Here is a 20,722-nt window from a genome sequence, read left to right as displayed (position 1 = left end):
GACATTACAGCCAGCAGCCATCCGTTCGTGTCTGTTCTTCTGTCGTATCCGGCAGGTCTTCCACCTTCTGTTGCCAGATATTTTCCAGATGCTCGATCCTTGAAAGGAGTCTTTGATCGTCGGCAGAGCTGCCGGCAAGGATGCTTTTCTTGAGTTGTTTGAGGCCTTTTACCCTGCGTTCGTATTCCGTTTTGCCAAGGCTACGTAGCATTTCGGGCTCAATGCGCAGCAGTACGCCGAATTTCGTTCGCATCAAATCATCATATCGGCGATCCTCAAGAGAACAGAAGGCCGCTTTTTTCTCTATCACCTGATCGAGGCTGATGCTTCTTTCATGCCCCACTCTGTTATGACCCGACTTTTTATTCGATCGGGCGACGTCCCGGTCGGTGAGGCCGAGTTCGTCGATGATTATTACGTCAGGACCGGCGGCGACGCCAAAGTAACCCAGACCGACGCCGTCTTCCATACACTTCGCTTCCGTAAGCGAGTTCGTTATCCTGAAGTCAGAGATGCCCAGGCATGCCTGCAGGTTCCTGAATTCCAGCCCTCTGACGAACCAACGATGTTTCACTCCACTGGCCAGATCGACAGGGCCCGAATACAGACGCTTAACGATCCTGCCGTCGGCGTCGAACTCGTTGATGTAGGCCATGCGCTCGTTGACGATGCCTCTTTTGAGAACAGGAAAGCTATTCCCGAACACCAGAACGACAGACACAGAAAGAAACAGAATCAGGTTGAGGGATCGTATGATAACAGGAGATAGATCTTTTGCAAGAGCGGCGGCAAGATAGTCAAGAACGAACCAGACGATAATAAAGGTCGGCATCAAAAGCCGAAAACCCATGAAGTCTCCGCCTACCCGGATGATGTAATGGCCGAGCAGAACAATCAGCACAATCTCTCGCCAGGGCATCACAAGCGGTGCCCGATGAATCTCGCCGGTTTCGGCCTGTTGCTTACTCACAAAAAAGCGCCATAGCGCGAAGGCTGCGGTGGCAGCGACGGCGAGAAGAAAAAACTTTGAATACGTCAGAAAATGCATCAGGTAATTCAGTCCGTCGGCATAGCGCGCGCTGCCGCCTGATTTTGCATAAAACGTGTTAGGCAGAATATCGTGAAAGTAGACAAACCGGAACAGATGGTAAAGGCCGGCAAAAAGGCCGACGGCCAGGGCATATCTGAGTATCCAGTTCCATTCCAGCTTGCGGATCTCGGCAAGCCTCCACAGGAAATAGTAGGGAATCAGCATCCCCATTTCGGGTCGCGTATGGTAGAGCAGTGAAACAATCGTTCCGAGCAGGAACGGAGAGTGCAGCTTTTGCTGGAACGTCAGAGTGAGCAGCGCGATCAGTAAAAAGAAAGTAAGGGGAAACTCAAGACCTGATGTGGCGAAATCACGAAATCCATCATGACATGCCAGCAGGGCCGGTAGAAGGAAGAGCGGGGAGGAGGATTTTGACTTCCAGCGAATGGCGAGAGCGATACCACTCAGAGACAGCAGGAATCCGAGCAGGATGCCGCCCTGATGAGCATCGATGCCGACAGTTCGAAGCAGAATGAGAAGAAACAGCCACAGAGGATGTGTGAATCCCTCAACGCGGTCACCCCTGTTGAAAACAAGACCATTGCCTGAGAATAGGTTTTCTATATAGCGAAAGGAAATATAAGCATCTTCTGTCACCCAGATTCTGCTATAGATGGCGAAGGAGGCAAGAGCCAGAAAGAGGCCGCCCCAGATCAGATATTCCTTTTTCGCGGTCATTGCATTATGTCCTGACAACAGCCTTTCTTCAGGCGCTCCGCGGTCACTTCCTTTTCAGGAGTTTACCATTGCCTGCACAGGCCAGTGTCAGGGGAAGGGCGGGCAGCTTCTCGGTTTTCTCTTGACATTTCTCGCATCTGTTCATTCGTTGAACAGATGCCGCATTTTGCGTCAGATGAGACTCATTATCAGGTGCTGCGCTTGCTGGACCGTCGGCCCGAGCTGACGCAGCGTGAACTGGCTGATGAGCTTGGCGTTAGCGTCGGTAAGGCGAACTATGTCCTGAATGCCCTGATCGAGAAAGGTCTTGTAAAGGCGCGCAATTTCAAGAACAGCCGGAATAAGGCAGCCTATGCGTACTTTCTAACTCCGGCCGGTATTGAAGAAAAGGGCAGGGTTGCTGTGAGATTCTTGCGGCGCAAAATGGAAGAGTACGAGCAGATCAAGAGAGAGATTGAGGAATTGAAGAAAGAGCTGGATGAAAGGGGAAGTAGCCTATGAAGGGTATCATTCTGGCCGGTGGTTCGGGGACGCGATTGTATCCGGTTACAAAGGGAGTCGTTAAGCAACTGCTGCCTGTATACGACAAACCGATGATATACTATCCGCTTTCCGTTTTGATGCTGGCCGGTATTCGCGAAGTGTTGATCATATCGACTCCAAAAGACATGGAACGTTTTGAGGAGCTTTTTGGTGACGGATCCGACCTCGGCCTGAAGATTTCCTACAAAATACAACCCTCACCTGACGGGCTGGCCCAGGCGTTTCTGCTCGGTGAAGAATTCTTGAACGGATCTGACGCCTGTTTGATCCTCGGTGATAACATATTTTACGGCCATGGATTGACGGAATTGCTGCTCAATTCGGTCAGGCGAGTTAAAGAGGATCGGCAATCTGTTGTTTTTGGATATTATGTCGATGACCCGGAACGCTATGGCGTTGTAGACTTCGACAGGAACGGAAAGGCTCTGAGCATCGAAGAAAAGCCGGAACAACCGAAGAGTAATTATGCCGTAGTCGGCCTCTATTTTTATACGTCTGACGTCGTTGCGCGCACGAGGACGATCAAGCCTTCGCCTCGTGGAGAACTCGAGATTACGACTCTGAATCAACAGTATCTCGAGGATGGCAAGCTCTATGTGGATATTATGAGCCGTGGGTTCGCCTGGCTGGATACGGGAACACATGAGAGCCTTCTTGAGGCATCGGAATTCGTGGAAGTGATAGAGCGCAGACAGGGGCTCAAGATAGCCTGTCTTGAAGAGATAGCATATTACAAGCAATACATCACTCTGGAGCAACTGGAGAGGCTTGCTGAGCCGTTGAAGAAAAACCAATATGGACAGTATCTGATGCGTATCGTGGATCGGGAGCGGGGCCGGTGATTTTTACAGAACTTGAAATATCGGGTCTTTTCTTGATTGAGCCGAAGGTTATCGGTGATGGGCGCGGTTATTTTCTCGAGAGTTACCGGGACGATTTGTTTTCTCGCAACATCCGCTCCATCCAATTCGTACAGGACAATGAGTCACGCTCGACTTCAGGCGTATTGCGCGGTCTGCATTATCAACTTCCTCCTTTTGCTCAGAGCAAGCTCGTAAGAGTCATCGAGGGAGCCGTGTTGGATGTTGCCGTCGATATTCGCAGTGGATCTGCGACATTCGGCAGGTATGTTGCCGTGGAGCTGTCCGCCGAGAATAAGAAGCAGCTCTTCATTCCGCGTGGTTTTGCTCATGGGTTTGTCGTGCTCAGTGAGGCGGCCATTTTTTCTTACAAAGTGGATAACTACTATTCGCGAGAGCATGACCGTGGGATTCGCTGGAACGATCCGTCCCTCGGCATTGACTGGAGGGTGCCTGAACGCGATTTGATTCTTTCAGAAAAAGATCGCAAAGCTTCTCTGATATCTGAGGCTGAGTTATTCCCAGAGGGGCAGCTCTATGAGTAAAGTCCTGGTCACCGGCGGAAGCGGCCAGCTCGGGAGAGAGCTCAGGCTGAAGGCGCAGATATTCCACGACCATACCTTCGTTTTCACGGATCGCTCTGAGTTGAATATTGCCGATGCATTTCAGGTACGTCAGGTAGTAGAGAGGGAGAGGCCGTCCTGTGTCATAAACTGCGCTGCGTATACGGCCGTGGATCGGGCCGAATCTGATATAGACGCCGCAATGAGCGTAAATCATTCTGGCGCCGAACTCTGTGCAGCGGAAGCACGTCGGATCGGCGCCAGATTCATTCATATATCGACCGATTTCGTCTTCGATGGAAAAAAAAGCACTCCTTATGTTGAAGATGATATGACTTCGCCTCTCGGCGTTTACGGACTATCAAAGCGGGAAGGAGAGCGTGCCGTTCTTGACGCTCATCCGGATGCGTGTATCATCCGCACCTCGTGGCTATATTCAGCCTATGGAGCCAATTTTCTTAAAACCATGCTGCGGCTCGGTCGGGAGCGTTCAGAGATAGGCGTCATCGCCGACCAGGTAGGCACCCCGACGTGGACAGCCGATTTTGCCGACGTTTTGCTACAAGCCGTAACGGCAGATCTTTCAGGTATCTTTCACTACTCGAATGAAGGCGTGGCAAGCTGGTACGACTTTGCCATCGCCATCATGGAGTTATCGGGGTTGTCCTGTGACGTTCGGCCACTTGAGACCCATGAGTACCCGACGCCTGCACAGCGCCCTGCCTACAGCATCATGAATAAGCGGAAGATTCGCAGCGCCCTGAATATCTCAATACCGTACTGGCGTGTCAGTCTTCAAAAATGCATAGAACGCTTGAAGCAAGAGGACCTATGAAGAGTATACTGATCACTGGAGGGGCCGGTTTTATCGGTTCGAATTTTATTCCTTTTTATCTGGAACGTCATCCTGACACAAGCGTTGTCACGCTGGATCTGCTGACCTATGCCGGTCGAAGTGAAAACCTCTCTGAGGTCGAAAAAAACGAGCGGCATCTCTTTGTTCAGGGAGACATTCGAGACGCCGCTCTTGTGCAGCGCCTTTTCGATGAGCATGATATTCGTGGAGTCATCCACTTTGCCGCCGAGAGTCATGTCGATAACTCTATCGCCAATCCCGAGGTATTTCTGCAGACTAACGTTCTGGGCACATTCCAGCTTGTGCATGCAGCGTATCGCCGCTGGATGGAAAAACCATTTGTCGTTAAGCATGGCTATGAGCAGTGTCGCTTTCTGCATGTTTCAACGGACGAGGTCTATGGAAGTCTCGGCGATACCGGGTTCTTTGAAGAGACGACGCCCTATGCACCGAATTCGCCTTACAGCGCCAGCAAGGCTTCCAGTGATTTTGTCGTTCGCAGCTATCATCATACATACGGATTGAACACGGTAACGACGAATTGCTCGAACAACTACGGTCCGAAGCAGCACGACGAGAAGCTGATCCCCACGATCATTCGCAAGGCTCTTGCCGGTCAGCCGATCCCGATTTATGGCGACGGTAAGAACGTGCGCGATTGGCTCTACGTTCTCGATCACTGCCGTGGAATCGATCTTGCCTTTGAAAAAGGACGACCGGGCGAAACCTATAACATCGGAGGGCGTAATGAGAGAGACAACAACTACATCGTTCAATGTATATGCTCGCTTCTCGACGCCAAACGTCCTCGCCAGGATGGAAGCAGTTACAGGGCTCTAATTACTTACGTGACGGATCGGCCGGGGCATGACCGCCGATATGCGATTGACGCGACGAAGCTTGAGACAGAGCTGGGTTGGAAGGCCGTTGAGAATTTTGAGACCGGAATTGAGAAGACGGTAGAGTGGTATCTGGAGAGGCTTGGATGAGCGGACAGGCGAAAACTGTTCTGGTTACGGGAATAGCTGGTTTTATAGGGTTCCATCTCGCGCGGCTTTTGAAGGCAGCGGGCCATAGTGTCATCGGGTTGGACGATCTGAATCATTACTATGATCCTACATTGAAAGTGGCGCGGCTGGCGCAGTTGCAGATCCACCTGCCCGATACGGAGGAGTCGGAAATTTTCTTCGTTCCAGGTGAGATCCCTTTCTATCGTGCCGATATATGCAATCGTAACGTCTGGGAACGTATTGCCCTCGATCATAAGATTGATATCGTAGTCCATCTCGCTGCGCAGGCAGGAGTACGATATTCTCTGGAAAACCCCGATGTTTACGTGCATTCTAACGTGGATGGTTTCTTGCAGGTTCTGGAGTACGTAAGGCATCAAACTGGAGTCAGACTGCTCTATGCGTCCAGTTCGTCGGTTTATGGGAAGAATGCAAAGATTCCGTTCTCAACGTCTGATCGAGTCGATGAGCCAGTTAGCCTGTACGCGGCAACCAAGCGGGCTAATGAGCTGATGGCCTTTACCTACCATAATCTCTACGGGATTCCGGTAACCGGACTGCGATTTTTTACCGTCTACGGTCCGTGGGGAAGGCCTGATATGGCCTACTTCGACTTCACGAACCGCATTCTTTCCGGACAGCCGATACGTGTTTTCAATAACGGTAATATGTATCGTGACTTTACTTATGTTGAGGATATCTGTAAGGCTATCGAGCGCATGATAGGGCGTGAAGACGCTGCGTTCTGGCAGAACAGACTGTTCAACATCGGCAATAACGCGCCTGTGCGGTTGCTGGATATGATAGAAGTGCTCGAGAAAACCCTTGGCCGCGAAGCTGCGAAGGAGTTTCTCCCCATTCAGCCGGGCGATGTGGAGCGAACCTGGGCCGACGTGTCTGATCTGGAATCTGAAATCGGATACAGACCTGCAACTGCAATTCAAGACGGATTAAAGGCCTTCGTCGACTGGTACAGGGGATACTATCATGTTTCGTAATGTATATGCGGGTTTGCGCCAGAGGGCTGCGGCAACGGAATGGATTCGCGATGTCTATCTCGCCTACAACCTTGCCATTTCGCTGTTTCTGCGCGACTTAAGAGGCCGATATCGACGCTCCATGCTCGGCCATGCGTGGGCAATCCTGCAACCGCTGATGTTTCTCGGTCTATGGATAACGATTCGCTCGTTCTTCGGTATTCGAGATTCAAAAATTCCGTATCCCCTGCTGATTTTCAGTGGAATGATTCCATGGAATTTCTTTCAGGGCATTATAAACGGCAGTACGCCTGCGATCATGAATAACGCCGGTATCATCAAAAAGATCAATATCGACAGGGAGATCTTCTTGATCGTTAACGTCCTGAACATGATTTTTGACATGTTGATGATGATCCTGCTCTTCAGTCTGATGCTTCTTTTTTATCGGGCTGATATTGGCCTCAACCTGCTCTGGGCGCCTTTATATCTTCTTCTGATGGGCTTGCTTGGCTTTGCGGTGGGTATGTTCGTTTCAGCCTTCGGCATTTTCAAGAGTGATATTACGATGGCTTTCACGTATGTTCTGCAGATCTGGATGTTTCTGAATCCTATCATCTATTCTGTTGAGAGTGTTCCCGCGAAATATCGCTTTCTGTATTATTTGAATCCCACTGTACCTCTTATCGAGGGATTCAGAAACTCTGTTGTTCTGAATCAGGGGCCAGACTGGATACATCTGATGTCTGGAGTTGTTTTTATCCTCGCGACCCTGGCCATCGCGTGGCCTCTTTTCAGGAAGCGAGCGGCCTTTTTTGCGGATGAACTATGAGCGATACGATTATCAAAATTGACGGGCTCTGGAAACGTTACGGATTACCGCCGACGGCCGGCCCGCGACAGATCCTCTCCAATCTGCGGCATCTACGCAATCCACTCTGGACCGATTCCGATCAGGGGCCATGGTCCCTGCGCGACATCAGCCTTGAAATCAATCGGGGCGAGGTTTTCGGCATTATCGGTCGAAACGGCGCCGGAAAATCAACGCTGTTGAAGATCCTTGCCGGTGTCTCAAAGCCGACCCGTGGCAGCGTGGAAGTGAAGGGGCGTATCTTTCCCATGATCGAGCTGAATGCCGGTATGCACTTCGATCTTTCGGGGCGAGAGAATGTTCGGCTGCTCGGGGCGGTCATGGGGCTCACAAAACGTCAGATTCGAATGATTGAGCCCGATGTGGAAGAGTTTTGTGAGCTGGGAGAGTACTTTGATATGCCCGTGCGCACGTACTCCAGTGGAATGCTGGCTCGATTGGGTTTCGGTGTGGCCATGAACATTCGGGCCGATATCCTTCTTGTCGATGAGGTTCTCAGTGTCGGGGATTATGTTTTTCAGAAGAAGGCTATAGACAGAATGAACAGGTTGATCAATTCCGGCGTGTCGGTAATGCTTGTTAGCCATAGTCCTTATGTCCTTGAGAGAATGTGCAGTCGCTCCATATTGATGAATACCGGGCAAATAAAGATGACCGGTAGTACGGACCAAGTTCTGGAGAAGTACTTTGCAGAAACTCAGCGTGGGCAATTGAGTCAACCAGTGGCCGATAGCATAGGCAAACGCCCAGGATCCGGAGAGATTAGAGTTCGTCGAATTTTTATCAATGAAGGAAAACCGATTAGTACGAACGGGCCAATGTCTATTGAGTTCGAGATGGTTGTTCTGGAAGCTGCTGAGTGTCCGAATATTGGAGTATCGATCGTCGATTCGTATGGAACGGTTATTGCTTATTTGACAAATATCATTTCTAAGCCTGAAGAAAAATGGAAGTCAGGAGGAAAAAAAGTCAGGATTGACGTTCCCGTTTGCACACTGATGGCAGGTACCTATGTCTTGGATGTCGTTGTTAGCGCTGCGGCCTACAAGATTGATATTGTCAATAATGCGGCTACAATACTTGTTGATTCGCCCGCTACAGTCAAGAAATCGACTGCCGGATTGGGTAAGTGCTTTTTTACGACCGAATGGGGGTATGCTGACGCATGAGGGCTTTTGATAGGGTTACTTGGTATACACTGCTCCGGAATCGGCTTCTCTATTCTGGCCGACGGTTAATCAGCAATGTGTTCATTCACGAGACGGCAATGTTGTCTCGACGGGCGACTCTGTCATTGATTGCGGGTGGATCGATTAAGATAGGTGCAGGCTGTAGAATTCACCATTTTGCACAGCTTCTAACATATCGTGGGCATATAATACTGGGAGAAAATTGTTCTGTTAATCCGTTTACCATTTTGTATGGTCATGGGGGACTTACTATCGGTAATAATGTACGTATCGCCGCGCATGTTGTCATCATTCCTTCGAATCATAATTTTCAGCGAATAGATATTCCGATCTTTCAGCAGGGGCATAGTCAGAAGGGAATTACCATCGGCGATGATGTATGGATCGGGGCGAATTCAGTCATTCTTGACGGAGTAACGATCGGGAACGGGGCCATTGTGTCAGCAGGCGCGGTTGTTCGGGCTGATGTTGCGCCTTATGAAATCGTTGGTGGTGTCCCAGCCAAGAGAATTGGTGTCCGAGGATGTTAGAGTATTGAACCAGCCTTAGAGTCTGCGATTTTGTGAGAGTAAGGAGCCGTGCTGATGAGCGAGATTGATGATGCCATGAGTCAGTATTATCAAGCGTACTATAGGGATATACTAGGCCTTTCAGATTTCAGGGAACGAATAGAAAGACGGCTCAGGGAAGAAGAAATCTTTGCCAAGCCAGTAATTGACCATCTTATGAATTTTATCAACGTTGATGTACGTTCAAAAAAAATTCTTGTGATCGGTGCAGGTACGGGAGCAGAATTTATTTATTTTCATCGCCTTGGTGCTGATTGTTATGGTGTTGAGCCTTCAGCCGAAGGCTGTTCGATTATTCGAAAAAAAGCTGAGATACAGGGTATTGACCCTTCACGTATTATACAGGGGGGGGCCGAAAAGCTGCCGTTTACAGATCAAAGTTTTGATTTAGTCTATTGCTTTACTGTGCTGGAACACGTTAACGATGTAAGACAATCTATTGATGAAGCTGTTCGGGTGACCAAGAAGGGGGGGTATCTATACTTTAACATGCCTGACTATAGGCAGTGGTGGGAAGGTCATTATAAGATGAATCTACCGATGTTTCTTCCCCGGTGGCTGATTCGCTTCATTCTGGTTTTGCGAGGGCGCAATCCGGGCTTTCTATATACTCTTAACATGGTGAACGCCAAGCAGATAAAAAAGATAGTGCGTCGACTTTCGGTAGATGCATTTATGCGTTACCCTGCTTATCCTGATTCATTTCCAAATGGCTGGGTGCGAGTTCAGTATTTTATCCAGCGAAACTTTGGCATTGAACCAAATCAGGAATGGATTATAAAGAAAAAGTGATCTGTTTTTTCCCATCGCAAGATAAGGAGTTTCTTGACTTAATTGTCATTGAGATATACGATGAAAACAGTGATAGGCTTCAGCAAGATAGAAGGCCTTGGGGCGGCGGCCATCAGTTCGCATGATGGCATGGAGTTGTTATTTGTTCAAGCACTGTGTGAGTGTAGTGCGAGCATCTTGCAAAAGATGCTATGGATGTTATTTTGGCGACCGGTTCCCGCAGGGAGATGAGACGTTGTGCTTTCAGTGGCGCAGGCAGTGCTGATTACAAAGGGCCGTATCAATGTATGGCCTATTCTTGCATTTAGGGCAAGGCGTTCTAAAATCGAATGATAAGTGCAACAGCGAGAAAAAATCTGGAGAAGTCGAATGAATTCTGTGGCAAATACTTGCGGCCTGTCTGAGGAATCGTTGAAAAGCTCTTTGCTTACTGATGGCTACTATAGCGTTCGCCGATACTATGTGGATTTGTTCTGGCTCAGAACTATTCAGCGAGTAGGGCATGGATGTCGTGTGCTCGATCTTGGCGGTAAGAAGGACAATAAAAGAGGCTATTTTCACATCGAGAAGGTTAGGCCTGATCTCGCTGTACAGTATGTGAATATTGATGAGAAAACGAATCCGGATTTTCTTTGTAGTGTATATGATTTGAAGATTGGTTCCGAATCGTATGACGCTGTCATGCTTTCTGAAGTTCTTGAACATCTGGATCAGCCAGAAAAGGCCCTGTCGGAGGCCTTTCGTGTCTTAAAGCCGGGCGGTAATTTGTTGATCTGTACCCCTTTTTTATTTCACAAACATGCTGATCCCGATGATTTTGGTCGTTATACGGATAGCTGGTATCGTGTTAAACTGAGTAGGCTTGGGTTTACTTCTGTCCACGTTGAAAATCAAGGTCGACTCTGGAGTGTTCTTGCTATGTATTGCAAATTACTGTCTGGAATTTTTCGTGGGTTAGACTCAAAACCCTGGAAAAAGAAGATCGCCTGTCGTCTTGTCAATATAGGTTTTAGGGCTTTATGGAAGATAGAGGGCTCTGGATTCCTCGATGATAACGGTATTGTGAAGGGAGCGACAACGGGATACGGAGTTGTGGCGGTTAAAGGAATTGTGGAGTAATCTTGACTCGTACCGGAAAAAATAGACACCTCAGAGGGGTAACTTAATACTATGAGGTTACCATGAGGAAACGTAAACACTCGCCAGAATTCCGGGAACAGGCTGTAAAACAGACCCTGACCGGCGACGAATCGATCAAGGACATAGCCGCCGGTCTCGGAATCAGCTACTGGACCCTTCAGGATTGGCGTCGGGAGTATCTGGAATCCCAGAAGAGTGAACCGGAAACTCGCAAGAAGAGCAGTGCCGAGGAAGAACTGAAGTGCCTCCGAGCAGAGAATGCAAGCCTCCGAATGGGCAACACGATACTAAAAAAGTATGCAGCCATGCTTTCCCGGGACGACTGAAGAAGTTCGCCTTCATGAAGGCGTGGAGAAAGGACTTTTCAGTGAATCGCATGGCAGCCCTGTTAGGCGTCTCTAAATCCGTTTTCTACAGTTACATGAAGAGATCAGGCAAGAAGAAAGAAGTCGTGTCATCGGATTTGTTATCAATGATCACGCAAATTCATCGATCGAACCGTCGATGCTTCGGGCTCAGAAAGATCTGTCATGAGCTGAAGGTGCAGGGACTCCAGTACAGTCGTCTGTCGGTGATTCGTGGCATGAAAATCCTTGAAATAAGCGGAAAACGTCGTAAAAGATATGTTCCGCGAACGACGGATTCAGATCATGATTCGCCAATCAGTCCGAATCTGTTGAACAGAAATTTCTCGACGGAATTACCGAATCAGGCATGGGTATCGGACATAACCTATGTAAGGACGGCGACAGGATGGTTATACCTTTGTGCAATCATCGACCTCTATTCACGCAAAGTCGTGGGTTGGTCGATGAAGAGGCACATGGAATCATCGCTTGTAGCCTCTGCACTACGTATGGCCATCGGCTCGCGTCGTCCTGCATCGGGTCTTGTCTTTCATTCGGATCGTGGCTCTCAATATGCCAGTCAGGAGTTTCGTTCAGAGCTGAAGAAGCATGGTATCGTCCAGAGCATGAGTCGTAAAGGCAACTGCTGGGATAACGCCGTCGCCGAATCATTTTTCGGTCAGATGAAGAATGAGCTGGACAGAAAGGTCTTCGCGAATCAAGAGGAAGCGAAGTGCGAGATATTCGATTACATCGAAGTCTTTTATAACCGGAAGAGGAGCCACAGTTATCTGGGCTATCTCTCACCGGAGGCATTTGAAACTAAGAAAGTGGCCTGATGGGGTGTCCGAAAAATCCGGTACGATTCAAATTGCGAGATATGGAGTTTCTTGATTCTATCATCTGCGGGGACATACGATGAAAATAGCGATTGGCTTCAATAAGATAGAAGGACCTTGGGGCGGTGGCAATCAGTTCGCTGATGCCCTAGAACTGTATTTGCGGAAGCGTGGTGTGAATGTGGTGCGAGCCCTTACTGACGATGATATTGATGTAATTCTGTTGACCGACCCCCGCAAGGAGATGAGAAGTTGTGCCTTCAGTGACGCAGATATTGCTGATTACATTAGTCGTGTCAATGCATCACCTATTGTTGTGCACCGAATCAATGAATGTGATGAAAGAAAGGGAACAATCGGGCTGAATGACCGCTTAATGGAGGCCAATCGTGTGGCGCACCATACGGTGTATGTGGCTTCTTGGCTGCGGGATTTGTTTGAGTCAAAGAGGAGTGAACCGAAATCTTGTAGTGTTATATTGAATGGGTCTGATCGGCGAATTTTTAACCCTGAAGGTGGAGTTATCTGGGACGGTAGGGCCCCGTTAAGGATTGTGACCCACCATTGGGGAGCTTCTTGGTTGAAGGGGTTTGATATTTACGAACAACTGGATGCGAGGTTGGGTGATCCAGCATTTCGAAGGCAATACGAATTTACATATATTGGTAATATCCCAGATGGCTTTTCCTTTAAGAATACTCGCCATATTGCTCCCCTATATGGTCTGAATCTTTCAGCGGAAATAAAGAGGCATCATGTTTATCTGACCGCATCGCGTCACGAACCTGGTGGGAACCATCAGAATGAAGGCGGCAATTGCGGATTGCCAATCCTTTATATCAATTCTGGCTGTATGCCCGAGTACTGTGAGGGTTATGGGATAATGTATGATCCTTCGGATTTTTTCGATCGGCTGGAAGAAATCCGTACACGATACCAGATACTGCGAGAGAAAGTATTGCACTATCCACATACCAGTGAGAAGACTGGTAGTGAATATTTTAATCTTTTCAAAAGATTAGTGCTGGCAAAGGTGGCGGCCAAGGGACGTGCTGATATCACAGGGTTGCCGGAGAGATTGAAGAAAAGCGTCGACGTGTTTCTGTCCAGTCTTCGACAGGGCGATGGATCCATTAGCCCAACGGCCAACGGTGCCAATAATTCTGGTTTGAATCTCGGCTTTCAGTGTTTTGCTGCAAAAACTCTGCAGACAGTTGGATTGATTGAGGGCTCATCTGATAAATCTGGAATAGCCGGCAAGATTTTAAGTTACCGCGCTGAGCCGCCCGTTTCGTTTTACCCTCTATACCGGTTTGCTTTTATTGATGCCGCACGTCCGGGCAGTGTTTGGATGCTTTTGAAAGGCGTCGCCAGGAAATACCCCATAACAAGCAGCGAACAGATACTTGTAGCCGAGACCAAACAAGCGATTGCTACCCTGTATGGTTTAGGCGAAACATCATTTCCTGTTTATCGAGGCTGTGCTGATAGTGCGGAGGCGCTTACGGAATACTTCAACCAGCTTGACTGGCGTTCTCCATGGGCAGCCGGAGGGCAGTTTTCTGCACAAATGGTCTTTGCTTCGTTGTTGCCTAATAATCAATTGCAGCTGAGGAGAATAGGCAGCCTGATCGACAGTCTTGCTGACCCTGCGACAGGTGGATATTACAGGGGGGGGGGGCCGGAGTACGGGCAGCTTGTTAATGGGGCAATGAAGGTGCTATCGGGAATGGATTGGTGTGAAATTCCAGTTCACTATCCGGAGCGCTTGATCGATACTGTTCTGACGCGTCAACCAGCTTCTGAAGGGTGTCATCTCGTTGATGCGGTTTATGTCCTATATCGGTGTCTCCAGTTCACGGATCACCGTAAGAAAGATGTTCAGGCATACTGCTCTTCCATGATTCAAACGATTATGGAACACTATCATCCTGATGAGGGTGGATTCTCGTATTATCGGGGTAGAGCACAGCAGACTTATTATGGGATTACCATCACGGACGGTAAAGATTGTGCCGATATCCATGGGACGGTGCTATTAACATGGGCCCTGGCCATGATTTTTCGGATTCTTGATGTCGATGCGTCGGGCTGGCAGGTATTCAAGCCATGATTGTTTTTTCGAGACTATTCAACAGGAAGCGAAGAAAGATTGTTTATCTCCATGATGGGGCTGACTGGGCTCTTGAATGGGTTGCAAAGGGAATTGCCAAACACCTTCACCACAACGGATGCTTTGACTTCCGTATTGCTACCTCCCTGGATAAGCTGGCCCCTGGGTCTATCGTGCATTTTGGCAACCGCTACGATTTTTTCCAGCACGATCCCGTGATGATAGGGAACCGATTCCGGGCGGTCATTACCTGGTTACATGGTCAATATAACTCTGAAGAGTTTCATGACCTGTTTCAACGATTGAAAGCATCCATTCCATATGTAGCGATGATCGTTACTTCCTGTCGAGAGTCTGAGATTGAGCTTGTGCAAGCCGGCATTCCCAAAGAGAAGATCGTTGTTATTCCTCTGGGAGTGGATCTTGAACTCTTTAACGCTGTTGAGCGAGTGAATATCCGTCCCATTGCGCGGGGCGATCTTGGGTTCTCGGATGCTGATTTTGTTGTAGGCTCTTTTCAAAAAGATGGCTCTGGTTGGGGAGATGGTATGGAACCCAAGTTTGTTAAGGGGCCTGATATTCTTGTCCAGGTTCTCGATGAGTTAAATAAAAAGATCCCAAATCTGAAGGTTCTCCTAACAGGGCCCTCTCGCGGGTACGTTAAGAAGGAGCTGGATTCAAGGGGAATACGTTGGATACACAGGCTTGTCGATAGATATCAGGAAATGCCTGTCTATTATTCTGCGCTCGATGCTTACTTGATTTGCTCCCGAGTGGAAGGGGGGCCACTGAGTCTTCCCGAGTCGTGGGCCATGCAAGTGCCTCTAGTTTCTTCCCGGATGGGTATGCCGCGAGATTGGATAGAGAACGGCAAAAACGGATTTGTCTATGAAGCGACTGATATCATGGAAATGGCAGAAAGACTGGCAGCCATTGCTGCGGATAGAGATTCCGTTCGATCAATCGTTGAGACAGCGTTAGCTGATGTTCGGGCACTGGATTGGGGTACAATTGCAAGCCAGTACGTAAATGAGGTCTACTTAAAAGTATAGGATGCTCTATGATTTCTTGTTTAATAGATTTATTTAAGAAGAAGCCGCCTGAGGCTCAAGCATCCGTATCATCGTATGTACAGCCCGGCGATATTTGTATAGATTGTGGTGCGAATATCGGTCTGGTTACGGCTCAGATGGTTGAAGCGGGTGGGATCGTCTATGCGTTTGAACCCAATCCCCATGCCTTCGCAGAGTTGCAACGGCGATTCCGCAATCATGAGAGTGTTCATCTATTTCAAAAAGGAGTCTGGGACAGACCATCGACGATGAACCTTTATCTCCATGAATGGTCCGATGATGACGAGGTGAAATGGTCCACCGGTTCTTCTCTCCTGCCTTTTAAGAAGAACGTCAGGGAGGATAAGTCGATAGAAGTGGAGATCATTGATCTGATTTCTTTTATAAGAGAGCTGAAAAAGCCTGTCGGCGTGTTGAAAATCGATATTGAAGGTGCAGAGGTCGAAGTCCTCAACAGGATTATTGAGGATCGAACCTATGAACAGATTCGATGGATCTTTGCCGAAACGCACGATCATAAGATCCCTGAGCTGAAAGAGGGAACGGATCGTATTCGCAAAGAGATCAGGCGACGAAAAATCAAGAATATTCATCTGGATTGGATCTAACCATGAATGAAAAAGCAATTATGCATCGGCAGGAAGATGTCGAGACCGATCTTGAGGGACACAGGCTCATCTCAGACGAACTACTGTTCCGCTGGTATAACGACTCCTACTCCACCTCGAAACATTTACTTGCTCTTTATTCCGTTGCGCGTGGTCTCAGAGCGAGGAGTATTGTCGAGGTTGGATTTGGCCGCTCTACGTTTGTTCTGGCTCGTGCGGCTGCCGAGAACGAAGGCCGATTCGTCACCTGTGACAATCGCGATTTCCAGTATCTGCTTTCGAGCGAAGAGAGATCGGTAACCGATTATAAACTTGGCTTTTCGAATCTTGTCTGGTCAGACGAGACGCTGAATAGAGTCGGAATTGATATGGCTTTTCTCGATTATTTTTCCTCAGAAGAGGTCGATCCACAGTTTGTGAAGTCAGAGTTAAAGCAGTGCATTGCGCTTTTGAAAACAAATGCAGTCATTGCGGTGCATGACGTTTTTGTGGACAGATATTCGGTGGGAAAGGCGTTGCGATCACTGTGTCGCTGGAATCGACACCTTGAATACTCAGTGTTACCTTACAACTACGGATTGGGATTGATTCGTTATACTGGCCCTTCGAAGTACGGTATGATCAGTGAGTCATGGACAAAGCAGTAATGAACCCGTTGAAGAAGTTCTGGCGCGAATCATCTGCCGTTTTCTTGCCCGATTCCAGGAATTATACAGGAGGGCCCGCTACGTTTGTGCAGAATCTTGCAGCGGAGTTCCAGCGTCAGGGCATTGCCTTCACTTCTCGCCCGGAAGCCAGTAACCTTCGGTCTGCACTTATTCCTGTTGAATATGATCTTGACTGGATCAGAGAATGGAAGAGGCGCGGTGTTCGCATCGTGCAACGACTGGACGGTGTTTATTACCCGTCGAAGCACGGCGAGGCATACAGAGGATTGAATCGAAACCTCGAGCTAATCTACCGCGAGCTGGCTGATGCGGTAATCTATCAAAGTCGATACAGTTATCTACAATGCCGGGAGGTTCTCGGTTTATCGGGTGCGAAGTCTGAAGTCATTATACTGAACGGAGCGGACACGGAACTTTTCCACCCTGTCGCCCGCCCACCTGCGACGAAGGAAGGATGGATTTTCGCCTCTTCTGGAAATTTTCGGAATATCGATATGCTGGAACCGATGGTCCACGCATTTGATCGGCTGTACGGTAAGTTTCCTTTTCAACTCCGCTTGTTCGGCGATGTGATCAAGGAAGACCTTCTCCCTTATCTGAAGCGGCCCTATATTCGTCACGTTCCCCGCATTTCTCTTAAAGAGCTCGGGAACGAGTTGCGTGGGGTACAGGCTTTTGTCTATTCGCATTTAAATCCTCCGTGTCCGAATTCCGTTATTGAGGCGATCTCCAGCGGGCTTCCCGTCGTCGGGTTCGATTCCGGGTCCATGTCGGAATTGCTCTGGTACCAAAAAGACTTGCTTGCTCCCGTTTCAAATGACATCCTCCAGCTGTATAAAGACTTTGATTCGCTTAGATTGGTGGAAAAAATCCAGCTATTGTTGGAGAACTATGATTTCTATCTGAGGGAGGCTCGTCGCCGTTCTCGTGACCTTACCATCGAGAGAACGGCGGCCGCCTATATATCCGTGCTGCTTGGAGAACAGGTATGACTTCTCCTATGATATCCGTCGTTATGTCTGTATATAACGCAGAAGCTTACTTGAAAGAAGCGATCGATAGCATTCTGCAACAGACCTACACGGATTTTGAGTTCATCATCGTAAACGACGGCAGTATAGATTGCGGCAGAGATATCATTCTGTCTTACAAAGATCCACGTATCGTTCTCGTCGATAATGAAACGAACCTGGGGCTGACAAAGTCTCTTAACATCGGTCTTCGTCGTGCAAGAGGGAAATACATAGCTCGGATGGATGCCGACGATATCAGTTTGCCGCGGCGCTTTGAAAGACAGATTGAGTATATGGAGGCTCACCCGGATTGCGCGGTATGCGGGACGTGGGGAAGTGGGTTTACCCCGACGGGAGAGGAAATACTAATCCAACCCGTTACGGATCCATTCCTGGTTCAAACCGAAATGCTATTTGCAAACGCATTGATTCATGGAAGTATCATGATGAAATGTGCGGCCGATTTATCGAGACCATTTTTTTACGATGAGTCTGTACGTAGAGCGCAGGATTTACATCTCTGGGTTTCCTTTGTTGAAAACGGGTATAAGCTCGCAAATCTGCCTGTAGTTCTGTACCGCTACAGGATACATGACCTTTCTATTTCGGCGACTTCTCTGTCGGAACAAGAAAGATCAGCCGAAATCGCTATTAGAAAATTGCATCGTCATGTATTCGGATTGGTTGTTCCTTGCAGTGTTTTGCGAGTAATAAGAAGAACAGGTAATGCAGATCCGCATGCTGTGCCGATGGCCATTTTTCTTACGTACTGGGTGTTGGGGCTTTGCTTTTTTTCCGTATGGTTTCGAGCCTATGCCAAATGTGATCGTGATTACTTTCTTTCGAGAATCGATAATTCGAACTTGATACAGATATTGTATCCAATATTCTGGAAGATCTTGAAATGGAGCATAAAAAGATGCCTGAGGTCTCGGTAGTCATCCCCTGCTATAACCAGGGCAGCTATATTCACGATGCTCTGGAGTCGGTCTGGTCACAGACTTATCCGGATTACGAAATCATTGTGATCAATGATGGATCAACCGAACCGGAAACAAATGCAATTCTAAAGGAGCTTTCCGGACCTAAGTTGCGCGTGATTCATACGGAAAACCAGGGACTGGCAGAGGCTCGTAACACGGGTATACGTGAGGCTACGGGCCGGTATATATTGCCGCTCGATGCAGACGATCGCATTGGTCGCCGTTATATGGAACTTGCAGTAGAGCTGCTTGATTCGGACCCGGATCTGGGAATCGTTTACTGCCTTGCAGAAAAGTTCGGCGAAGACGAAGGTCCGTGGATTTTAAAAGAATTCTCAATTAAGCAGATGATGGATCATAATGTGATCTTCTGCACCTCCTTTTTTCGACGCGTGGACTGGGAATCTGTCGGTGGTTTTAAGCGCGATATGAAATATGGCCTTGAGGATTACGATTTCTGGCTGTCGATCCTCGGCCTGGGGCGCAAGGTAAAGCGAATTGATGAGGTACTGTTTTTCTACCGTATTCGAACCGGTTCGATGGTTCGTAGCATGACTCCTCTTCAGTTGCGGTATCTCTTTGGCAGAACATATGAACGAAACCAACTCTTCTTTCTATCACATCCGAAAGAGACCGCTGCACTTCTAAAGGAGAAGCGAATTAACGAAATCTGTCCATCTTCTATTTCAATCTTATTCTGCTTCGATTCACAGGGTGGCTTCCAGTATTTTGACAAACCAATTGAGAATACAGGCGAGCCATTCGTCATTGCTTATTCTTTTTCTCAGCCTATCGAATGTGCTCGTTTGCGATGGGACCCGGTTTCCAATATTTTTTCCAGGGTCCGTGTCGACTCTATTCTAATAACATTTACTTCCGGTAAGAGAGTAATGCTTCATCAGACAGATTTGTTGCATAACGGTAAGCTTCTCGCTGAGACCGGGTACGTTCAGTTCCTGACGCTTGATCCTCAGTTTGAGATCAATGAATCCGGTGAAGTAAACAGTGTCGAGATACGGGGGCAGTGGGAGCACATTCCGCTGGAAGCCGTCGCTCCGATGCTTGATGCTGTAGTGAACCCCTGGTATGGGAGGACAACCTCCATTCTCTACTGGTCCTCAGATCAAACGTTTTCTGAAGACAGAGCAATAAGGAAGCCTGTCAGACTGGATGGCAAAGGTGGATTTCTTTTCCGTTTTACTCCTGGAGCCGGCACTCGATTCCTACGGTGGGATCCCGTTTCTGGCATTTTATGCAGAGTAAAATTGGTGAATGTTGCGGTGACCGATGACTCCGGAGCCGTCCGAAGTATTCCTGTAGATCAAATATCTCATAATGGTACCTCTCGAACGGAAGATGGCTGGGTTGACTTCTGGACTGCTTTCCCGCAGTTTTATTTTCATTTTGATGGAGTAATTGTCGCAGTTGAGATCAGAGGTGAGTGGGCTCCATTAAGATCCAGCGAGCGGGAGCATTTGTATGTCGTCCTCCGCCGCTTGAGCACAGCGGTGGATCGGTATCTGCGTCTTACAGGTAATTCTCGCTTTGGTCGGTTTTTGCGGTTTCTGAGGCGTAGCCTGATCGGCCGCTGATTCCAGTATCTGCAAGTATCTGATATAGGTGCATTAATGGATTAATTGTTTACTTTATGTTGGTTGACATATCTGGTTGTATTTCGAAATCTTGGTTATGGACCCCATAACCGTGCAGAAAGTATTGAAAGAGGCGGAAAGGCTATGTGATGAGCTGGAGAAGCGAATTGCTCAGCTGGAGAAAAAGAGGCCGCTCGTAGAGCGCATCAAAAAAAGGTTGATGGGGTGAATGCTATGAGTCATATTTTGACGGTATTTGTGTGCAATCAAACGGATTGCTTGGGGCTGCATGAATCGGTTTGGTCTGAATGGGAGTAAGCTGGAATGGTAGCCGCAGGGATTTCGTA

At 48.3% G+C, this 20,722-nt stretch carries 23 protein-coding genes; 21 read left to right on the top strand and 2 right to left on the bottom strand.

What is annotated here, in order from left to right; genetic code table 11:
• Positions 1–4: 4 nt before the first annotated feature.
• Positions 5–1,768 (bottom strand): hypothetical protein, encoded by a 1,764-nt coding sequence (locus LEPIL_RS14520; RefSeq protein ID WP_002773522.1) that lies wholly within the window; start codon positions 1,766–1,768, stop codon positions 5–7.
• 156 nt (positions 1,769–1,924) lie between these two features.
• On the opposite strand from LEPIL_RS14520, the gene LEPIL_RS14515 reads away from it, so the two are divergent.
• The 15 genes from LEPIL_RS14515 (at position 1,925) to LEPIL_RS22320 (ending at position 15,490) form a co-directional block, all read left to right on the top strand.
• Entirely contained in the window at positions 1,925–2,269 is a 345-nt protein-coding gene (locus tag LEPIL_RS14515) for a MarR family EPS-associated transcriptional regulator (RefSeq protein ID WP_002773520.1), read from the top strand.
• Positions 2,266–3,153, top strand: coding sequence for a glucose-1-phosphate thymidylyltransferase RfbA (gene rfbA, locus LEPIL_RS14510; RefSeq protein WP_002773517.1), 888 nt, complete (start codon positions 2,266–2,268; stop codon positions 3,151–3,153). The genes LEPIL_RS14515 and rfbA overlap by 4 nt, the downstream gene beginning before the upstream one ends.
• Positions 3,150–3,716 (top strand): dTDP-4-dehydrorhamnose 3,5-epimerase, encoded by a 567-nt coding sequence (gene rfbC, locus LEPIL_RS14505; RefSeq protein ID WP_002773515.1) that lies wholly within the window; start codon positions 3,150–3,152, stop codon positions 3,714–3,716. The genes rfbA and rfbC overlap by 4 nt, the downstream gene beginning before the upstream one ends.
• Complete coding sequence (gene rfbD / locus LEPIL_RS14500) at positions 3,709–4,569, top strand: dTDP-4-dehydrorhamnose reductase (RefSeq protein ID WP_002773513.1); 861 nt, start codon at positions 3,709–3,711, stop codon at positions 4,567–4,569. Before rfbC ends, rfbD begins: the two co-directional genes overlap by 8 nt.
• Positions 4,566–5,579, top strand: a complete 1,014-nt coding sequence (rfbB, locus tag LEPIL_RS14495) for a dTDP-glucose 4,6-dehydratase (RefSeq protein ID WP_002773511.1) — start codon at positions 4,566–4,568, stop codon at positions 5,577–5,579. The genes rfbD and rfbB overlap by 4 nt, the downstream gene beginning before the upstream one ends.
• Complete coding sequence (locus tag LEPIL_RS14490; protein ID WP_002773509.1) at positions 5,576–6,598, top strand: NAD-dependent epimerase/dehydratase family protein; 1,023 nt, start codon at positions 5,576–5,578, stop codon at positions 6,596–6,598. Before rfbB ends, LEPIL_RS14490 begins: the two co-directional genes overlap by 4 nt.
• Positions 6,588–7,409 carry an ABC transporter permease gene (locus LEPIL_RS14485; RefSeq protein WP_002773508.1) on the top strand — a complete coding sequence of 274 codons (822 nt, stop codon included), beginning with the start codon at positions 6,588–6,590 and terminating at the stop codon, positions 7,407–7,409. The genes LEPIL_RS14490 and LEPIL_RS14485 overlap by 11 nt, the downstream gene beginning before the upstream one ends.
• Complete coding sequence (locus LEPIL_RS22330) at positions 7,406–8,617, top strand: ABC transporter ATP-binding protein (RefSeq protein ID WP_002773506.1); 1,212 nt, start codon at positions 7,406–7,408, stop codon at positions 8,615–8,617. The genes LEPIL_RS14485 and LEPIL_RS22330 overlap by 4 nt, the downstream gene beginning before the upstream one ends.
• The gene (locus LEPIL_RS24195) at positions 8,614–9,168 is read left to right on the top strand and encodes an acyltransferase (protein ID WP_002773497.1); all 555 of its coding nucleotides are present in this window, start codon (positions 8,614–8,616) and stop codon (positions 9,166–9,168) included. The genes LEPIL_RS22330 and LEPIL_RS24195 overlap by 4 nt, the downstream gene beginning before the upstream one ends.
• 54 nt (positions 9,169–9,222) lie before the next feature.
• Positions 9,223–9,999 (top strand): class I SAM-dependent methyltransferase, encoded by a 777-nt coding sequence (locus LEPIL_RS22325; protein ID WP_002773495.1) that lies wholly within the window; start codon positions 9,223–9,225, stop codon positions 9,997–9,999.
• A 369-nt stretch (positions 10,000–10,368) separates the two neighbouring features.
• Positions 10,369–11,118 carry a class I SAM-dependent methyltransferase gene (locus tag LEPIL_RS14465; protein WP_002773493.1) on the top strand — a complete coding sequence of 250 codons (750 nt, stop codon included), beginning with the start codon at positions 10,369–10,371 and terminating at the stop codon, positions 11,116–11,118.
• Between the two features lie 62 nt (positions 11,119–11,180).
• Positions 11,181–11,465, top strand: a complete 285-nt coding sequence (locus LEPIL_RS14460) for a transposase (protein ID WP_002773491.1) — start codon at positions 11,181–11,183, stop codon at positions 11,463–11,465.
• A gap of 14 nt (positions 11,466–11,479) precedes the next feature.
• Positions 11,480–12,325, top strand: a complete 846-nt coding sequence (locus LEPIL_RS14455) for an IS3 family transposase (protein WP_002773489.1) — start codon at positions 11,480–11,482, stop codon at positions 12,323–12,325.
• A gap of 79 nt (positions 12,326–12,404) precedes the next feature.
• Positions 12,405–14,438, top strand: a complete 2,034-nt coding sequence (locus tag LEPIL_RS14450) for a glycosyltransferase (protein WP_002773487.1) — start codon at positions 12,405–12,407, stop codon at positions 14,436–14,438.
• A complete protein-coding gene (locus LEPIL_RS22320) occupies positions 14,435–15,490 on the top strand; it encodes a glycosyltransferase family 4 protein (protein ID WP_002773485.1) in 1,056 nt (351 codons plus the stop codon). Before LEPIL_RS14450 ends, LEPIL_RS22320 begins: the two co-directional genes overlap by 4 nt.
• Positions 15,491–15,558: 68 nt before the next feature.
• Here the strand turns inward: LEPIL_RS22320 and LEPIL_RS23945 are convergent, their stop codons facing one another.
• A complete protein-coding gene (locus LEPIL_RS23945) occupies positions 15,559–15,723 on the bottom strand; it encodes a hypothetical protein (RefSeq protein ID WP_246811973.1) in 165 nt (54 codons plus the stop codon).
• On the opposite strand from LEPIL_RS23945, the gene LEPIL_RS23035 reads away from it, so the two are divergent.
• From LEPIL_RS23035 to LEPIL_RS24055, 6 genes are all read left to right on the top strand, one after another.
• Complete coding sequence (locus tag LEPIL_RS23035) at positions 15,646–16,119, top strand: FkbM family methyltransferase (RefSeq protein ID WP_245826803.1); 474 nt, start codon at positions 15,646–15,648, stop codon at positions 16,117–16,119. The two genes, LEPIL_RS23945 and LEPIL_RS23035, sit on opposite strands and share 78 nt — an antisense overlap.
• A 2-nt stretch (positions 16,120–16,121) precedes the next feature.
• Complete coding sequence (locus LEPIL_RS14435) at positions 16,122–16,766, top strand: class I SAM-dependent methyltransferase (RefSeq protein WP_002773481.1); 645 nt, start codon at positions 16,122–16,124, stop codon at positions 16,764–16,766.
• 86 nt (positions 16,767–16,852) lie between these two features.
• Complete coding sequence (locus LEPIL_RS14430) at positions 16,853–17,779, top strand: glycosyltransferase (protein ID WP_169314823.1); 927 nt, start codon at positions 16,853–16,855, stop codon at positions 17,777–17,779.
• Positions 17,776–18,738, top strand: coding sequence for a glycosyltransferase family 2 protein (locus LEPIL_RS14425; protein WP_002773476.1), 963 nt, complete (start codon positions 17,776–17,778; stop codon positions 18,736–18,738). Before LEPIL_RS14430 ends, LEPIL_RS14425 begins: the two co-directional genes overlap by 4 nt.
• Complete coding sequence (locus tag LEPIL_RS22310) at positions 18,705–20,375, top strand: glycosyltransferase family 2 protein (protein ID WP_052608358.1); 1,671 nt, start codon at positions 18,705–18,707, stop codon at positions 20,373–20,375. The genes LEPIL_RS14425 and LEPIL_RS22310 overlap by 34 nt, the downstream gene beginning before the upstream one ends.
• Before the next feature lie 97 nt (positions 20,376–20,472).
• The gene (locus LEPIL_RS24055) at positions 20,473–20,604 is read left to right on the top strand and encodes a hypothetical protein (RefSeq protein WP_281251478.1); all 132 of its coding nucleotides are present in this window, start codon (positions 20,473–20,475) and stop codon (positions 20,602–20,604) included.
• The last annotated feature ends 118 nt before the right edge of the window (positions 20,605–20,722 follow it).

The organism is Leptonema illini DSM 21528 (assembly GCF_000243335.1).
GTDB classification, from domain to species: Bacteria; Spirochaetota; Leptospiria; order Leptospirales; family Leptonemataceae; genus Leptonema; species Leptonema illini.
This window is presented reverse-complemented; position numbering and strand designations above follow the sequence as displayed.

Coding starts and splice junctions, on each gene's coding strand:
- LEPIL_RS14520 (WP_002773522.1), bottom strand. CDS start 1,768: ATGACCGCGAAAAAGGAATATCTGATCTGGGGCGGCCTCTTTCTGGCT.
- LEPIL_RS14515 (WP_002773520.1), top strand. CDS start 1,925: ATGCCGCATTTTGCGTCAGATGAGACTCATTATCAGGTGCTGCGCTTG.
- rfbA (WP_002773517.1), top strand. CDS start 2,266: ATGAAGGGTATCATTCTGGCCGGTGGTTCGGGGACGCGATTGTATCCG.
- rfbD (WP_002773513.1), top strand. CDS start 3,709: ATGAGTAAAGTCCTGGTCACCGGCGGAAGCGGCCAGCTCGGGAGAGAG.
- rfbB (WP_002773511.1), top strand. CDS start 4,566: ATGAAGAGTATACTGATCACTGGAGGGGCCGGTTTTATCGGTTCGAAT.
- LEPIL_RS14490 (WP_002773509.1), top strand. CDS start 5,576: ATGAGCGGACAGGCGAAAACTGTTCTGGTTACGGGAATAGCTGGTTTT.
- LEPIL_RS14485 (WP_002773508.1), top strand. CDS start 6,588: ATGTTTCGTAATGTATATGCGGGTTTGCGCCAGAGGGCTGCGGCAACG.
- LEPIL_RS22330 (WP_002773506.1), top strand. CDS start 7,406: ATGAGCGATACGATTATCAAAATTGACGGGCTCTGGAAACGTTACGGA.
- LEPIL_RS24195 (WP_002773497.1), top strand. CDS start 8,614: ATGAGGGCTTTTGATAGGGTTACTTGGTATACACTGCTCCGGAATCGG.
- LEPIL_RS22325 (WP_002773495.1), top strand. CDS start 9,223: ATGAGCGAGATTGATGATGCCATGAGTCAGTATTATCAAGCGTACTAT.
- LEPIL_RS14465 (WP_002773493.1), top strand. CDS start 10,369: ATGAATTCTGTGGCAAATACTTGCGGCCTGTCTGAGGAATCGTTGAAA.
- LEPIL_RS14460 (WP_002773491.1), top strand. CDS start 11,181: ATGAGGAAACGTAAACACTCGCCAGAATTCCGGGAACAGGCTGTAAAA.
- LEPIL_RS14455 (WP_002773489.1), top strand. CDS start 11,480: ATGAAGGCGTGGAGAAAGGACTTTTCAGTGAATCGCATGGCAGCCCTG.
- LEPIL_RS14450 (WP_002773487.1), top strand. CDS start 12,405: ATGAAAATAGCGATTGGCTTCAATAAGATAGAAGGACCTTGGGGCGGT.
- LEPIL_RS22320 (WP_002773485.1), top strand. CDS start 14,435: ATGATTGTTTTTTCGAGACTATTCAACAGGAAGCGAAGAAAGATTGTT.
- LEPIL_RS23945 (WP_246811973.1), bottom strand. CDS start 15,723: ATGAACACTCTCATGATTGCGGAATCGCCGTTGCAACTCTGCGAAGGC.
- LEPIL_RS14435 (WP_002773481.1), top strand. CDS start 16,122: ATGAATGAAAAAGCAATTATGCATCGGCAGGAAGATGTCGAGACCGAT.
- LEPIL_RS14425 (WP_002773476.1), top strand. CDS start 17,776: ATGACTTCTCCTATGATATCCGTCGTTATGTCTGTATATAACGCAGAA.
- LEPIL_RS22310 (WP_052608358.1), top strand. CDS start 18,705: ATGGAGCATAAAAAGATGCCTGAGGTCTCGGTAGTCATCCCCTGCTAT.
- LEPIL_RS24055 (WP_281251478.1), top strand. CDS start 20,473: ATGGACCCCATAACCGTGCAGAAAGTATTGAAAGAGGCGGAAAGGCTA.